Here is a 17,207-nt window from a genome sequence, read left to right as displayed (position 1 = left end):
CTAGTTTCTTTCACAAATGTATTTTCGAACTTCTGAAATGAAGTAAAGAGAGCCCGTTATGATGAAAACATCCTTTTCTTGAAGAGCATTCAATTTCGTATCAATAGCTTCTTTCCAATTCTCAAAAATTTGTTTTGTTTCCTTACTTGAATAAGAAGCAAGCTCCTTAGCAGAAATCGCACGATCAAATGTGAATGTTGTAAAAATCATTTCATCTGCAATTGTTTCTAATTGTCCTACCATGTTATTCAGCTGCTTATCACCAAGAGCCGTAAATAAAACAATGACATTTCTATCGCTATAATGAGCCTCAACTGTTTTTACAAGACTTGCAATTCCTTCGGGATTATGTGCACCATCTATAATTACGTCAGGTTTACTTTGTAGTCGTTCAAATCGACCAATCCAATATGCTTCACTTAATCCTTCGCGAATATGCTCTTCCCCCATTAAGAATGATAGATATGTTTTAAGGTACATAACTCCCATCAGCGCCAATGCCGCATTTCCTACTTGATGACGCCCTTTCATTGAAATCCGAACTTCCTCAAAAGAAGAGAACGGACAAGAGAAATCAAAGAGCTCTCCATCTTCATCAGAACGCTGATGCACTGCTGTAAATTGCTTTCCGATTTCATAAAGGTTTGCATTTTTTTCTTTGGCAACCTTCTGAATAACCCCAAGTACTTCTTCATCCTGTGCGCCCGTAATAACAGGAACACCTGATTTAATAATCCCTGCTTTTTCATATGCAATTTCTCCTAGCGTATTACCTAAAATATGCATATGATCATGACCGACATTTGTAATCATCGTTAGTACTGGATGAATAACATTTGTAGAATCAAAACGACCTCCAAGCCCTGTTTCAAACAAGACGATATCACAGAAGTTTATTTTACCGAAATAGCAGATTGCCATGACCGTAATAATTTCAAACTCTGTTGCTTCTCCTAAATTTGTTTCATCTAACTTTTCAACAATTGGTTTTACCATGTTTACAAGCTCAGTAATTTCTTTATCTGCAATTGGTGTCCCATTCACACTAATTCGTTCATTAAATGTTTCAATATATGGAGACGTAAATGTCCCAACTTTATATTTTTCTGCCTCCAACATATAACGCATATATGTTAAAGTTGAACCTTTTCCATTTGTTCCTGCAAGATGAACACATTTTATATGACGCTCTGGATTTCCAAGCTCTTCTAACATCCACTGCATTCTCTCTAATCCTGGTTTAATACCAAACTTTAATCGGCTATGAATCCAACCTATTGCTTCTTCGTATGTATGTACCACTTGTGCCATTCCCCTTTCAAATCCAAAAAAGAACCAAGGCAAGAAATCACCTTAACTCTATTATACGCAAATAAAAGAGACTCACCAATATAGTGAGTCTCTTTGGAAAAACTTTTATTTTTGAAGATCAGCTAGACGTTGGCGAACTGCTTCGCGTTTTTCTAAGTAATCTTGCTCTTTCGCACGCTCTCCTTCAATAACTGCTGCTGGAGCTTTTGCTACGAAACCTTGATTTGCAAGTTTCTTCTGTACACGTTCTACCTCTTTATCGAACTTCTCAAGTTCTTTTTCAAGGCGTGCTTTCTCTTCATCAAGATTGATTAAATCAGCTAACGGTAAGAACAACTCTGCACCTGATACGATTGCAGTCATTGCTTTTTCTGGTGCTTGTAAATCCGTCTTAATCGTTAATTCACTTGGATTACAGAAACGCTCGATGTAAGAACTGTTTTTCGTAAGCTGAGCTAAAACTTTTTCGTCTTTTGCTTTAATCTGCATTTGAACTTTTTTACTCATTGGCGTATTTACTTCTGCACGGATGTTACGAACAGAGCGAATGATATCAACTAGAAGATGCATTTCAGCTGCCGCTTCTTCATCTTGTAAATCTTCGCGAACTGTTGGCCATGCAGCTACTGTAATAGATTCACCTTCATGCGGTAAGTGTTGCCAGATTTTCTCTGTTACGAACGGCATGAATGGGTGTAATAGACGCATCGTTTGGTCTAGTACATAAGCTAAAATAGAACGAGTTGTTTTCTTCGCTGCTTCATCTTCACCGTATAATGGTAGTTTTGCCATTTCAATGTACCAGTCACAGAAATCATCCCAAATGAAGTTGTATAACGCACGGCCAGCTTCACCGAATTCATATTTATCCATGTTACGTGTTACACTTTCAATCGTTTCATTTAAGCGAGTTAAAATCCACTTATCTGCAACAGATTTTTCACCAGTTAAATCGATATCTTCATATTGCATATCATCCATGTTCATTAATACGAAACGAGATGCATTCCAAATTTTATTAATAAAGTTCCAAGTAGATTCTACTTTCTCCATGCTAAAGCGTAAATCTTGTCCTGGTGCACTTCCCGTCGATAAGAAGAAACGCATTGCATCTGCACCGTACTTATCGATAACATCCATTGGATCAATACCGTTACCTAGGGATTTACTCATCTTACGCCCTTGCTCATCACGAACTAAACCATGAATTAATACATCCTTAAATGGACGCTCTCCTGTAAACTCTAAACCTTGGAAAATCATACGAGATACCCAGAAGAAAATAATATCATAACCCGTTACAAGCGCATCTGTAGAATAGTAGCGTTTGAAGTCTTCATCATTTTCATTTGGCCAACCAAGTGTTGAGAATGGCCATAACGCTGAGCTAAACCATGTATCAAGTACGTCGTTATCTTGATTCCAGTTTTCGATATCTGCTGGTGCTTCTGTACCTACGTATACTTCACCAGTTTCTTTATGATACCAAGCTGGAATGCGATGTCCCCACCATAATTGACGAGAAATACACCAGTCATGAATGTTTTCCATCCAGCGTAAGTATGTGTTCTCGAAACGATCTGGTACGAACGTTACTTTTTCTCCTTCTTTTTGTTGCAGAGCAACAGCCTTTTCTGCAAGTGGTGCCATTTTTACGAACCATTGTGTTGATAAGTAAGGCTCAACAACTGCTCCGCTACGCTCACTATGACCTACCGCATGCATATGAGGCTCGATTTCTACTAATACGCCAGCTTCTTGCAAGTCTTTTACTAATTCTTTACGGCATTCAAAACGATCCATACCGTTATATTTACCAGCTTTTTCATTCATTGTACCATCTTCGTTCATTACAAGAATGCGTGGTAAGTCATGGCGGTTACCTACTTCAAAGTCATTCGGATCATGAGCTGGAGTAATTTTCACAACACCTGTTCCGAAATCTTTTTCTACGTACTCATCAGCAATAATCGGAATCTCACGGCCTACAATTGGAAGTGTAACTGTTTTTCCGATTAAATGTTTGTAACGATCATCTTCCGGATGAACTGCTACTGCTGTATCACCAAGCATTGTTTCTGGACGAGTTGTTGCAAGACGAATATGACCAGAACCGTCTGTTAACGGATAGTTCATATGGTAGAATGCACCTTGAACCTCTTTATGAATTACTTCTATATCAGAAAGAGCTGTGCGTGTTGCTGGGTCCCAGTTAATGATATACTCACCGCGGTAAATTAAACCTTTTTCGTATAATTGAACGAATACTTTATTAACCGCATCAGATAAACCTTTATCTAATGTGAAGCGCTCACGCGTATAATCTAATCCTAAACCAACTTTTCCCCATTGCTGACGAATGTGAGAAGCATACTCTTCTTTCCATTCCCATGCCTTTTCAAGGAATTTCTCACGGCCAAGATCGTAACGTGAAATACCTTCTTCACGAAGTTTCGCTTCTACTTTTGCTTGCGTTGCGATGCCCGCATGGTCCATACCAGGAAGCCATAATACATCGTAACCTTGCATACGCTTCGTACGTGTTAAAATATCTTGAAGTGTTGTATCCCAAGCATGACCTAAGTGTAGCTTACCTGTTACGTTTGGAGGTGGAATTACAATTGTATACGGCTGTTTTTCCGCATCTCCTTTTGCTTCGAAATATTGGCCATCAAGCCACCATTTATAGCGGCCTTCTTCAACGGACATATGATCATATTTAGTTGGTAAATTCTTTTCCGTGTTTGACATTATTTTCCCTCCTTAAGAATAAAAAATGTCCCTCATCCAAAAAGGACGAGGGACATCGTGGTACCACCTTTATTTACAAACAAATTCAAAATTTGCTTATACTCTTAATTTGATAACGGACAGATCCGTCTTTTCCTAATGAGAATGAATCCGTTCAGAAAAGATGCTCCAGGGCTACCTTCTAACATGACTATCTAGAGAATCTCACAGCTAATAATTCTCCTCTCTGCAGACGTTTAATGTTATACTCTTCCCCTTCAACGCATTTATATAATTGTTATTTATTATATACAATAGTGTAAAAAACGAAACCATATTCGTCAAGATAAAAATATTTTTCAGCATTTTTCTACAATGGATAGATGCTATACTTTCCTATTTGATAAAAACAACCTATAATCATCAATCAGCTTAACTATTTTTTCTGTAATATATATGAAAGTCTGCAGCACAAGCACCTTAGGTAATTACCCCGCATACTGTAATATTACCCCTTCATCTTTTAAGATTCATGTACGGCAATAGCCTTTCTATACGGAGGAATGATTATGCGACGTTACAAACGCACCTATAATTTTTCAGCCCCTTCATGGGTTAGAAATTTGCAAACCATATTCGCTGATTTTGCAATTCCACTTACTATTTTCCAAGGAATTCGCACTTTACTACTTCCTACCTTTTTAGACTTTATCATCCTTATCATCTTTGTTGTAGCTACGATTCGCTTGCATTTTCAGCCGTAGCCTCAAGATACTTGAGACTACGGCTGTTACTCATTCCCTTGCTGCGCTGCTTGTAATTGTGAAATAAAATATTCTATATTACTTACAAGCCAATGCGCTTGTTGTAACATTTTCACACCTTGAAGTTCTTGCTTTTCACTACGACTCTGCTGTTTGCTTGTATAAGATTGAATTTGCCGAATAAATGGAGAAGGATATGTTAGATAAGCAAACATAAGAAGTTGCTCTTCTTTCGTAAACGGAAAATTCTTTTGATACACCTGATACCATTCAAAACGATCGTTTCTCGCCATTGGGTATGTGTTCAGTGAGCGGGAATAAAAACGGACAAGATCTTGAACTGGTGTCGCAAACTGAGATTTTTCCAAACTAATAAAATAACCATTTCGTTCATAATCGAATAAAAAATGCTTCATTGATACATTACCATGGATAAAAGAAACTCGTGTTTTTTCTTTCTCTTTCATCACTTCATGCCACTCTGAAAGCTGTTTCGTTGCAAATTCACGTGCTCTCATCACGTGATGAAAATACGTACAATACTGTAGTTCAAACGGAGACATATACCATTTCGCCTCAGATTCTAAAAGAAATTTCTCTAAGAAATCCCCATCTTCCTCCCAACGCTCAGAGACATTTTTATAATGCTTCTCTAACGTTTCTTCCGTATATGATTCTTCTTTTACCGTCCTTTGGTGAAGCAGCGCTAACGTCTGAAACATTTTGTGATATTGATCATTGTCCTCTCCACTTCCTTCAGCTCGCTCCAGCCAGGGCATTAAATAATAACTATATGTTTCATCGTTCAAAATGTGATTCCCATCTATTGCATGGTAAATGGGTGCATAATGTGTAAATCCCTTTTCACGTAAATATTGAATATGATACATTAAATGATTTCGCTTCAATCGATGAGATGGTAATTTTTTTAATGCATATGGCCCTTGATTCGTATAAATTTTTATGATACTTCCGTGCTCTTCCATATGTTGGACATCTAATTGATACCGCTGTACGATCGGTGCATAACGATCCCGTAATTCTATATCCATACGAATGATCCTTTCTCATTCAAAAACGTAAAATAAAATTCCTTTTAACTGGAATAACCGATTTCTATAGAAATGCAGATTGAAAAACCGACATAAAGCCTAATCTTTAAGTGGAAGAAAGCATTAGAAGCGGTCAGTTCCTTTTTTCGCCCCATACCACGTGAGAACAAAAGGTGAAGATAAGTGGGGATTCATCCTCCTGCTGGGGACCCTCACGCTATCTTCCTCATTTCCATCTAAATCTTGAGGTGAGGATCTTACTGCCCGCTCATAGCAGGATAAACTAGGACGAAAGAAAAGAGGTGAGTGAAGAATCCTCTTCACTCACTTTGTCTTTGCTTTTGGCACAGGTATATATATAATTTGTCCTGTAGTTAAATACACATCATCTGTTTGGTTCACGCGATGTAAATGCTGGACAGTCGTTTCATATCGCTCCGCGACCGATTCAATTGTATCCCCTTCTTGCACAAAATACATACGTAATTTCGTAAACTCTTCTTCCGGCTCTTTCGTAAATAATTTTGTTAAGTATAATGCATTTTCATCTCGTTGCGAGTAGGATGCTTCCTCTTGCTCTTCTTGTAATTTCTCTGCTTGTTTTTTCTTAAAATCCTTCCGGCCGAACAATTCAAACTGTGGGGTAGTTTCTTTCACTTCTTCCCTTTCTTCTTCATGTCCTTCTAGTAGATGTTCTTCCTCTTCTAATTCTTGTTCTTTGCGCTCCTCTAATTGAAACGGCTCAAATGCATAATCTTCCCATCCGTCTGATTCTGTATGAACTACTACTTCCTCCACTGATCCTTTATCCTCATCCACCACTTTTGTTTCCTCAGCTCTACCAACTTCCACATTCTCCATTTCTTCCTCTTGTACTTCATACTGCATTCTCTCGTCCTCGCATAAACCAGAAATCGATATATCTGCTAATAGTTGCAAGCAACCATTTTCTTTTAATTCATAATCAAATTCCTCAATGGAAACATACAATTCTTCAACTTGTTTCACTCGGTTTCGCGGAATCGAAATTTCTAACGGAAAAGAGTGTACAAGTTCGTTGACACCATCTTCTCTCATTTCTACATAATCAATGGATTTCGCTGGAGATACGTCTCTTAATGAAAACTCAACCTCATCTTTCCTTGCAACATATTCCCCTGTTAAATCTAATTGCCCTCTCACAATCACTTCGTATTCAAGCTCTTCTATCTCAACGTCTGGATCTAACGAAATTGACAAAAGTTCTTCGACTTCCTGTCCTTTTTGGAACCAAACCGATTCTTTCAATGAAAAACGTAACGAATGATTTGTTGTCACTTTTTTTCCCCCTCCCAAACTGTATGTCATTACAGATTTATGTGCATGAGAGTCATTTTATGAGTAAAAAAATCGAACTGCATACATGGGATTCTGATTGATTTTTTTCATATATCAGCTTTCCAACAATATCCCCATAATTTTCAGCTATATATAAAAAAAGGTTGCCAGGATATGATCCCTGACAACCTTTTTACTTTATGCTTTTAATTTTGACATTGCAATTTCTGCCGCTGCAATCGTTGCTTCAATATCAGCATCACTATGTGCTGTTGATAAGAATAAGCCCTCAAATTGAGAAGGTGGTAAGAATACACCTTGCTCTACCATTTCACGATAGTAAGCTGCAAAGAACTCTAAGTTTGAAGTTTTTGCCGCATCGTAGTTAATAACTGGTTTATTCGTAAAGAATATACCAATCATAGAACCGGCACGGTTGATATGGTGCGGAATACCGTGTTTTTCAGCCGCTTTACGCAGACCATTTTCTAGCATTTCAGCTTTACGTTCAAACTCTTGATAACACTCTGGCGTTAATTGTACTAACGTTTCATAACCTGCAGTCATCGCTAAAGGATTACCGGATAATGTACCTGCTTGATAAATTGGTCCGCTCGGTGCAACTTCACGCATAATTTCCGCTTTACCACCATATGCTCCTACTGGCAGACCACCGCCGATTACTTTTCCTAAACAAGTTAAGTCAGGCGTTACACCGTAATACCCTTGTCCGCAGTTATAAGCAACACGGAACCCTGTCATTACTTCATCAAAGATAAGCAAAGCACCATTTTTCTCTGTTACTTCACGAAGTCCTTCTAAAAATCCTGGCTGAGGTGGCACAACACCCATATTTCCAGCGACCGGCTCGACGATCACACAAGCAATGTCGTCACCGAATTGGTCGAAAGCATATTTTACGCTCTCTAAATCGTTATAAGCTACTGTAATTGTATTTTGTGCTACACCTTCAGGTACACCAGGGCTATCTGGTAAACCAAGCGTCGCAACACCAGAACCAGCTTTAATCAATAGGGAATCGCCATGCCCATGATAACAACCGATAAATTTCAAAATTTTATTACGCCCTGTATAACCACGTGCTAGACGAAGCGCACTCATTGTCGCTTCTGTTCCAGAGTTTACCATACGTACAATTTCAATAGACGGCACACGCTCAATTACAAGCTGCGCTAATTTATTTTCAATTTCTGTTGGCGCACCAAAGCTTGTTCCTTTTTCCGCAACAGCCTTTAATGATTCTACAACACGATCATTGGCATGCCCATGAATCAGTGGTCCCCATGATAATACGTAGTCGATATATTCATTCCCATCGATATCGTACACTTTAGAACCTTTCCCGCGCTCCATAAAGAGCGGATTCATACCAACGGATTTAAATGCACGAACCGGACTATTCACACCACCAGGCATTAAATTTTGTGCTGTTTCAAATGCTTCAATCGACTTATCAAACTTTTTCATTATTGTGCGCCTCCTTCTTGTAACCATCGTGCTGCATCTTTTGCATGATACGTAATGATTAAGTCTGCCCCTGCACGTTTCATGCTTAACAATTTCTCAAGTACAATGTCTTTTTCATTAATCCAACCATTTTGCGCTGCTGCTTTAATCATCGAATATTCTCCGCTCACATTATAAGCAACAATTGGTAAATTGAAATTGTTCTTTACATCGCGAATAATATCTAAGTAAGAAAGAGCTGGTTTTACAATTAAGAAATCTGCTCCTTCCATTACATCTGATTCCGCTTCACGGAATGCTTCCATACGGTTTGCTGGATCCATTTGATACGTTTTACGATCGCCAAATTGTGGTGCACCATGTGCTGCATCGCGGAATGGACCGTAAAATGCAGATGAGTATTTCACAGCATATGACATAACCGGCACGTGTGAAAAACCGTTCTCATCTAATGCATGGCGAATCGCCGTTACAAATCCATCCATCATGTTAGATGGGGCAATAATATCCGCTCCTGCCTTCGCTTGACTTACCGCTGTTTTCGCAAGAACTTCTAGCGATGCATCATTTAAAATGATTCCATCCTCAATAACACCGCAATGTCCATGACTTGTATATTGACATAAACATGTATCTGCAACTACTACTAACTCTGGGAACTGTTCTTTAATTTGTTTAATTGCACGTTGTACAATACCATGCTCACAAAATGCAGAAGATCCAACTTCATCTTTTTCAGCAGGCAAGCCAAATACGATAACAGATCGAATACCTAAATCTACCACTTCTTGCATTTCAGCTTGCAGAAGATCTAAAGAAATTTGATATACATCTGGCATAGAAGGAACTTCGTTACGAACATTCTCTCCCTCTAGTACGAAAATAGGATAAATAAAATCTTCTGTATGTAAAAATGTTTCACGTACAAGTGCACGCATATTTCCGCTTTGTCTTAAACGACGGTGACGATTAAACTGTAAAGAATTCATAGATTTCTATCTCCCATTCTTTTATTTAAATTATGCATTTTGATTATATGTTGAAATGCATTGTATTAACGCTTCTACTGTATATTCTTTCGGAACAATTACATCAGAGAAATAACGACTTGCCTCTTGCGCTGTTATTGGTCCTATACAAGCAATTGTACATTTTTTTATCCATTCTCTCCAGTTTGTGCCTTCAAGTAATTTCACAAAGCTAGTAACGGTAGAAGGACTCGTAAATGTAACAATATCTATCTTACCTGATTCTAGATTGGCGATGAGATCTTGCCGCTTCTCATGATTCGCTTTCGTTTCATACACAACAAACTCTTCTAAAAACACACCAAGTTTACGCAGCTTATTTGGAATAATATCTCTAGCTAAATTCCCTTTTGGAAATAAAATACGTTCTGTCCCATTTAACTCTCTTACAAATTCTTTAGCGAAAGCTTCCGCAACAAAATCCGTTGGGACAAAATGAACCTCATAACCTCGCTTTTTTAATTCTAGCCCTGTTTTCACGCCTACTGCAGCAATGCGAACAGTAGAGGGAATTCTCTTATACAAACCATCTAAAAAACATTCCACACCATTTTTACTCGTAAAAATAACCCAGTCATATGTGTTAAGCTGTTGAGATACATTTTGAAATTCCTGCTGAGATACGCCTTCTATATGCAAAAGCGGAATTTCCAATGGAATTCCGCCCTGTTTGTTCACCGCTTCACTCATTTGTTTTGCTTGATGCTGGGCACGCGTAATTAGTACTGTTTTTCCAGCAAGGGCATCCATGATTAATGTTGCTCCTTATTTGCAGCGAGAATGAGTTCTTTTGCTCCTTGCTCAATTAAACGATTCGCTGCCTCTAAACCAACTTGCTCCGGATCCACACCTGTGACAATTTCTTTTAACAAAATGGAACCATCCATAGAACCGACAAGCGCTGTTAATTCAATTTCATCTCTCTCCCCAAGTGTTGCATAACCAGCAATTGGTACTTGGCAACCGCCTTCAAGTTTATGAAGAAATACTCGCTCTGCTGCGACTGTTCGCTCTGTGACAGAGTCATTGATATGTGATAATAATCGTAATAAATCTTGATCATCCTCACGGCATTCAATTGCTAATGCACCTTGTCCAACAGCTGGCACGCATACCTTTTCATCTAAGTGCTCTGTAATAACATCATCTGCCCAGCCCATTCTCTCTAAACCAGCTGTCGCTAAGATGATTGCATCATAGTCTTCTTCTTTTAATTTACGTAATCTCGTATCAATATTTCCACGAATCCACTTTACTTGTAAGTCTGGTCTAGCAGCTAGTAGCTGTGCACTTCGTCGTAAACTACTTGTCCCAAGAATCGCACCTTCTGCTAAATCCTCAAATGATTCCCCATTTTTTGAAATGAACGCATCACGCGGATCTACACGCTTTGGTATACATCCAATTGTTAATCCATCCGGAAGTACAGCTGGCATATCCTTCATACTATGTACAGCCATATCAATTTCTTTTGTAAGCAGTGCATGTTCAATTTCTTTTACAAATAAACCTTTCCCACCTACTTTGGAAAGCGTCACATCTAAAATAACGTCGCCTTTTGTAACAATTTCTTTCACTTCAAATTCATATGGCAAACCAAGCGCTTTTAACTGATCAATAAACCAATTTGTTTGCGTCAATGCTAGCTTACTCTTTCTTGAACCTACAATAATTTTGCGCATAATTTTCTCTCCTCATTATAAATACCAAAAGTGGAAATTGGATAAACTGCTGAATAGAAAAATATTGATTAACATAACAAGAAAGGCTCCAATGTTCCAACTTATAATCTTCTTACCTTGCAATATGTCTGATCCTCGTAAATATAAACCCATGCAATATGCAAATAAAACAACAAAAGACCCGATTACTTTCGTGTCATACCAATGAAAATTATCTAGTTTGGTATATCCCCATATACATCCAAGCAAAATAGCTAATAGAAAAAACGGAACAGAAAATAAATTTAATCCATATGACATCGACTCAAGCTTCCGTAAATTTCCCAACCGCCTTAATCTCGCATTCCATTTTTTCTGTTTTAACAATCGATATTGCAATAAGTACATAATGGAAAAAATAAACGACACTGTAAACGCCGCATAAGAAATAATCGCCATTCCTACATGTACGTATACAAGCTCTGAAACTAATTGATGCGCAAGTACCGGCGACATTTTTCCGAGCGGGGTGAAAATAGAAAAAGCGCTTACGCCAAAAGCAATGACATTTGTAAAAAAAACTAAAAAGTCAATGCGCATAAATCGATTGATTACGAGTGACATTGTAATTAATAACCACACGTAAAAATAAATTCCTGACAATAATGTTAAAATCGGATTCGTCTCTGATTCCGTGGCCCGAAGTAACATGAAAATAGACTGTAATACCCATACAATCGCAAGTAACCAAAAAGCAATTCGATTCGCCTTTCGGTTACTTTGGAAATAATCTATAAAATATAAACTAATGCTACAAGCATATAAAATAATTGCAATATGATAAATAATACTGTTATTTAAAAAGCCCATCCGATCATCCTTCCAGTTATAAAGATGGAACGGATGCTGTCCACACTCGTTTTTGTTCCGGCTCTTCTATATGTTTCGCAGTCTCTTCTTGTACCTCTAAATCAAAAATCTTTGCAAATAAAGCAAGCTTTTCTGCAGCCTCTTCTTCAGTAGCCAACTCTTTTGCTACTAAAATTGGATCTTTCAACATTTGGTTAATAATACTTTTTGTATGCTTACTAATCACTTTTCTCTCACGATCACTAAGCGTTGGAATTTTTCTTTCAAGACTTTGCATCGTCTCACTTTGAATTGCTAGTGCTTTATCACGAAGAGCTGATATTAACGGAACAACACCAAGTGTATTTAACCATGCCTTAAATATAACGATTTCCTCTTCAATCATAAGTTGAATTTTTTCCGCCTCTTTTAAACGCTCAGCACGATTCGCTTCTACTACACCTTGCAGGTCATCAATATCGTATAAGAACGAACCTTCTAACTCATCAATTGCGGGATCAATATCACGAGGTACTGCAATATCAACCATAAATAGTGGACGACCTGAGCGCATACGCTCCACCCGTGTCATCATTTCTTTCGTGATTACATAGTCAGACGCCCCAGTTGAACTAATTAAAATGTCCGCTTCCAATAATGCACACTGCAATTCACTTAACGGCTTCGCATGTCCCATATACTTCTCGGCCATTGTTTCCGCTTTCGTAAGTGTGCGGTTCATTACCGTTACCTTATGAGCCCCGCTTCCGTATAAATTTTGTAGTGCAAGTTCACCCATTTTTCCAGCACCAAGAATTAGCACGTGACAATCTGTTAAATCACCAAAAATTTTCTTTCCAAGCTCAACAGCTGCATAACTAACAGACATTGCACTTTCACCAATTGTTGTTTCTGAATGAGCGCGCTTTGCTAATGTAATGACTTGTTTAAACAATTCATTAAAAACTGTCCCTGTTGCTTTTACCTCTTGTGCCTCTAAGAAGCTATTTCGAATTTGACCTAAAATTTGCGTTTCACCAACTACCATAGAATCTAATCCGCACGTTACACGGAATAAATGTTCAATCGCACCATCTTGTTCAAAAATAGACAAGTATGGTGAAATTTCTTCTATCTCAAGCTGAAACCAATCAGCTAAAAATTTCTTAATGTAATATCGTCCCGTGTGTAATTGATCGACGACAGCATAGATTTCTGTGCGGTTACACGTTGATACAATGACGTTTTCTAACACGCTCTTTTGATTTTGTAATGTTGTCATTGCCTGCTCTAACTCTGCTGTCTGAAATGTTAGTTTCTCACGAAATTCTACAGGGGCTGTTCGATAATTTACACCAACAACAAGAATATGCACGCAGCATGTCCCCCTTCAACCTTTTTATCACTTTATCTACTATCATAATACAACTTTCCTGTTATGAATCTGACAATCGTGTGAACATCGACAAATTATTTTTCGGATTTTCACATCTAGTAAGAAATACGTTACTCAGCTAACTATATAAATACAAATTGAAAAACCGACATAAAAACCTAACCTTTAGGTGGGTGAGAGCATCCGGCCATGCATAGAAGCAATCAGAACCTCTTTCTAATACCAAGTAAAAACAAAAGAGCAAGTAAGTAAAGATCATCTTTTGCTCTTTATAGTAGCAACTTATATGTTGGAAAATCAAAATGTATGTACATCTTACTTTATAATCATTATAAAATAACAACTCTATTTGTACGTTACCAAAAAAATTTGTCAGAATCAAGTGATGGAAACTATTCCATAGGAAATAGAAAAACTATCTTTGTTTATCTTCTTTCATCATACAGAAAAATATGTATGATTGTTCCAAAATGTAACAAATTATTTCATATTGCACACGACGTATGCCCATATTCAAAAGCAACTAGAGGAAATTTTGAAATCACATTAAACGTACTGTAAGAGGATGTCCAAAAAGTCCGGTAAAGATAGCTTTCGCATTTCTTCGCACTCTATATCTTCCCTTTTGAACCTGTACTATAAATAAACAAAAAAACGTGCGACAAATCGTCACACGTTTTTTGTTTTTGTAAATTTATGAATTGCTTTCCACGCCTCTTCTTTTCCAAGTCCTGTTTCTGAAGAAAATAGAACGACTTCATCGCCAGCCTCGACATCAAGAGTTTCCTTTACAACTTTCAAATGCTTTTGCCATTTCCCTTTCGGAATTTTATCAGCTTTCGTTGCGATAATAATCGTTGGGATTTCATAATGCTTTAAGAAATCATACATCATGACATCATCGTTTGTTGGCGGATGACGTAAATCAACTACTAATACAGCCGCATCTAATTGCTCACGCGTTGTAAAGTATGTTTCGATCATTTTACCCCATGCCGCTCGCTCTGATTTCGATACTTTCGCATATCCATAACCAGGCACATCAACAAAGTGCATCATTTCATTAATTAAGAAAAAGTTAAGTGTTTGCGTTTTTCCTGGTTTAGAAGAAATACGTACTAACTTTTTACGATTTAAAATTTTATTAATGAAGGAAGACTTCCCAACATTAGAACGACCTGCTAATGCAATTTCCGGTAAGTCGCTATCTGGATATTGTTCTGGTTTAACAGCACTAATGACAATATCTGCTTTTGTTACTTTCATTGTTTCACTCCTACTAATGCATGCTCCAATACTTCATCTAAATGAGACACAAGCACAAACGTAAGGTTTTCTTTTACGCTTTCTGGAATATCATCTAAATCTTTTTCATTTTCGGCTGGCAAAATAATTTTTGTTAAGCCCGCGCGGTGAGCACTTAATGTTTTTTCTTTCAAACCACCAATTGGTAATACACGACCACGTAGCGTAATTTCTCCGGTCATCCCTACTTCCTTACTTACAGGTACACCTGTTAGTGCAGAAATTAGAGCTGTTGCCATCGTAATACCTGCTGATGGACCATCCTTCGGAACTGCTCCTTCTGGAACGTGAATATGGATGTCATTCTTTTCGTGGAAATCTGGATCAATATGAAGTTCTTCTGCACGAGAGCGAATATAACTAAATGCAGCCTGTGCGGATTCTTTCATAACATCCCCAAGTTTCCCTGTTAAAATTAATTTCCCTTTTCCTGGTGAAACAGATACTTCAATTGCCAATGTATCACCGCCAGCGGCTGTATACGCTAAACCAGTTGCCATTCCAACTTGGTCTTTCGTTTCAGCTTGCCCATAACGGAATATATGTTTCCCAAGTAAGTCTGTAATATTTTTTTCCGTTACAACAATACGTTTACGCTCTTCTGTAACAATGATTTTTGCCGCTTTACGACAAACCTTTGCAATTTGACGCTCTAGCGTACGAACACCCGCTTCACGTGTATAATAACGAATAATTTCAAGAAGTGCTTCATCACGAATTTGTAAATTTCCTTTTCGCAAACCGTGTTCTGTTAATTGCTTCGGTAATAAATGTTCACGAGCAATATGCACCTTTTCAATCTCTGTATAACCAGCAATCGAAATAATTTCCATACGATCAAGAAGCGGGCCTGGAATGCTCGCAAGTGTATTTGCCGTTGCAACAAACATTACTTTAGATAAGTCATAAGGCTCTTCAATATAATGATCGCTAAAGTTGTGGTTTTGTTCTGGATCTAATACTTCAAGTAACGCAGCGGATGGATCACCACGGAAATCATTGGACATCTTATCAATCTCATCTAATAAAAAGACTGGATTGATTGTTTTCGCTTTCTTCATCCCTTGAATAATACGGCCCGGCATTGCTCCAACGTATGTACGACGGTGACCACGAATTTCAGATTCGTCACGAACACCACCAAGAGAGACACGGACAAAATTACGATTTAACGATGTTGCAATAGAACGTGCTAAAGATGTTTTTCCAACACCTGGAGGGCCAACTAAGCAAAGAATTGGTCCTTTTAAAGAATTGGTTAGCTTTTGAACAGCTAAATACTCTAGCACACGCTCTTTCACCTTCTCAAGACCGTAATGATCTCTATTTAAAATTGTTTCAGAATGTGCTAAGTCAATCATATCTTCTGTTGCTTCTGTCCACGGAAGTGCTAATAACCAATCTAGATAATTGCGAATAACACCGCTCTCTGCAGAACTTGCTGGTAACTTTTCATAACGATCTAATTCTTTTAAAGCGGCTTTTTTCGTCTCTTCCGGCATTCCTGCCTCTTCGATTTTTTCACGAAGTTCTTCTACTTCGCCACCTTTACCTTCTTTATCACCAAGCTCGGTTTGAATTGCCTTCATTTGTTCACGCAAGAAATATTCTTTTTGCGTACGCTCCATTGAACGTTTCACTTTTTGTCCAATTTTCTTTTCTAAACTAAGTAGTTCTTGTTCATCTTGAATAATGGAAATAAGTGTATGTAATCTTTCTTTTACTGATATAATTTCTAAAATATCTTGCTTTTGCTTTGTCTTAATTGGTAAATGGGAAGAAATTAAATCAGCTAAGCGACCTGGTTCTTCCACATCTGCTACTGTTGCAAATGTTTCATTCGATATTTTTTTCGAAACTTTAATATATTGCTCGAAATGTTCTAGCAACGTGCGCATAAGAGCTTTTTCCTCTAGAGTGCCCTCTTCTTCTTCTGTTACTGTTTGAATCGAAACTTTTACTACATCTTCTTCTTCAATAAATTCTACTATTTCTGCTCTATGTAAACCTTCTACAAGGACACGAAGCGTACCGTTTGGCAACTTTAACATCTGCTTTACTTTCGCTACTGTACCCACACTATATATGTCATCTTCTTTTGGATCATCGATATTCATTTCTTTTTGCATTGCTAAAAAGATGATATTTTCATCCATTGCTGCCTGCTCTAGTGCTTGTATCGATTTATCACGTCCTACATCAAGATGCAGAACCATCGTTGGATATACGAGAACGCCTCTTAATGGTAGGAGGGGCACAATTCTTTCGTTCGTATTCATACTAGACATAGCACCTCCATAATAAAT

Annotated in this window: 13 protein-coding genes and 1 other annotated feature; of the genes, 1 reads left to right on the top strand and 12 read right to left on the bottom strand. The window is 37.8% G+C overall.

From position 1 onward, the window contains the following. Positions 1–1,302, bottom strand: a complete 1,302-nt coding sequence (locus tag CN288_RS12425) for a bifunctional folylpolyglutamate synthase/dihydrofolate synthase (protein ID WP_098302368.1) — start codon at positions 1,300–1,302, stop codon at positions 1–3. A 114-nt stretch (positions 1,303–1,416) separates the two neighbouring features. After that, positions 1,417–4,062, bottom strand: a complete 2,646-nt coding sequence (locus tag CN288_RS12420) for a valine--tRNA ligase (RefSeq protein ID WP_098302335.1) — start codon at positions 4,060–4,062, stop codon at positions 1,417–1,419. Between the two features lie 38 nt (positions 4,063–4,100). Then, positions 4,101–4,332: a binding site (T-box leader), on the bottom strand. A gap of 278 nt (positions 4,333–4,610) precedes the next feature. On the opposite strand from CN288_RS12420, the gene CN288_RS12415 reads away from it, so the two are divergent. Continuing rightward, a complete protein-coding gene (locus CN288_RS12415; RefSeq protein WP_081811105.1) occupies positions 4,611–4,805 on the top strand; it encodes a hypothetical protein in 195 nt (64 codons plus the stop codon). Positions 4,806–4,831: 26 nt separating this feature from the next. Here CN288_RS12415 and ysxE read toward each other — a convergent pair whose 3' ends face one another. The 10 genes from ysxE to lon form a co-directional block, all read right to left on the bottom strand. Then, on the bottom strand, positions 4,832–5,857 hold the full coding sequence (ysxE, locus tag CN288_RS12410; protein ID WP_098302334.1) for a spore coat protein YsxE: 1,026 nt from the start codon (positions 5,855–5,857) through the stop codon (positions 4,832–4,834). Positions 5,858–6,181: 324 nt separating this feature from the next. Next, positions 6,182–7,204, bottom strand: coding sequence for a stage VI sporulation protein D (gene spoVID / locus CN288_RS12405; RefSeq protein WP_026593527.1), 1,023 nt, complete (start codon positions 7,202–7,204; stop codon positions 6,182–6,184). A 168-nt stretch (positions 7,205–7,372) separates the two neighbouring features. After that, positions 7,373–8,662, bottom strand: coding sequence for a glutamate-1-semialdehyde 2,1-aminomutase (hemL, locus tag CN288_RS12400; RefSeq protein WP_026593528.1), 1,290 nt, complete (start codon positions 8,660–8,662; stop codon positions 7,373–7,375). Further along, a complete protein-coding gene (gene hemB / locus CN288_RS12395) occupies positions 8,662–9,651 on the bottom strand; it encodes a porphobilinogen synthase (protein WP_026593529.1) in 990 nt (329 codons plus the stop codon). The genes hemL and hemB overlap by 1 nt, the downstream gene beginning before the upstream one ends. Before the next feature lie 30 nt (positions 9,652–9,681). Then, complete coding sequence (gene hemD, locus CN288_RS12390) at positions 9,682–10,440, bottom strand: uroporphyrinogen-III synthase (protein ID WP_026593530.1); 759 nt, start codon at positions 10,438–10,440, stop codon at positions 9,682–9,684. A gap of 2 nt (positions 10,441–10,442) precedes the next feature. After that, positions 10,443–11,372: a hydroxymethylbilane synthase gene (hemC, locus tag CN288_RS12385; protein ID WP_098302333.1), complete on the bottom strand. Its 930-nt coding sequence runs from the start codon at positions 11,370–11,372 to the stop codon at positions 10,443–10,445. 15 nt (positions 11,373–11,387) lie between these two features. After that, positions 11,388–12,221: a cytochrome c biogenesis protein gene (locus CN288_RS12380; protein ID WP_026593532.1), complete on the bottom strand. Its 834-nt coding sequence runs from the start codon at positions 12,219–12,221 to the stop codon at positions 11,388–11,390. 16 nt (positions 12,222–12,237) lie between these two features. Then, complete coding sequence (hemA, locus tag CN288_RS12375; protein WP_098302332.1) at positions 12,238–13,575, bottom strand: glutamyl-tRNA reductase; 1,338 nt, start codon at positions 13,573–13,575, stop codon at positions 12,238–12,240. Between the two features lie 690 nt (positions 13,576–14,265). Then, complete coding sequence (ysxC, locus tag CN288_RS12365; RefSeq protein WP_026593534.1) at positions 14,266–14,862, bottom strand: ribosome biogenesis GTP-binding protein YsxC; 597 nt, start codon at positions 14,860–14,862, stop codon at positions 14,266–14,268. Next, positions 14,859–17,189 (bottom strand): endopeptidase La, encoded by a 2,331-nt coding sequence (gene lon, locus CN288_RS12360; RefSeq protein ID WP_026593535.1) that lies wholly within the window; start codon positions 17,187–17,189, stop codon positions 14,859–14,861. The genes ysxC and lon overlap by 4 nt, the downstream gene beginning before the upstream one ends. Positions 17,190–17,207 lie beyond the last annotated feature (18 nt).

Origin of the sequence: Bacillus sp. AFS023182 (genome assembly GCF_002560575.1) — a bacterium.
Classification (GTDB): Bacteria; Bacillota; Bacilli; order Bacillales; family Bacillaceae_G; genus Bacillus_A; species Bacillus_A arachidis.
This window is presented reverse-complemented; position numbering and strand designations above follow the sequence as displayed.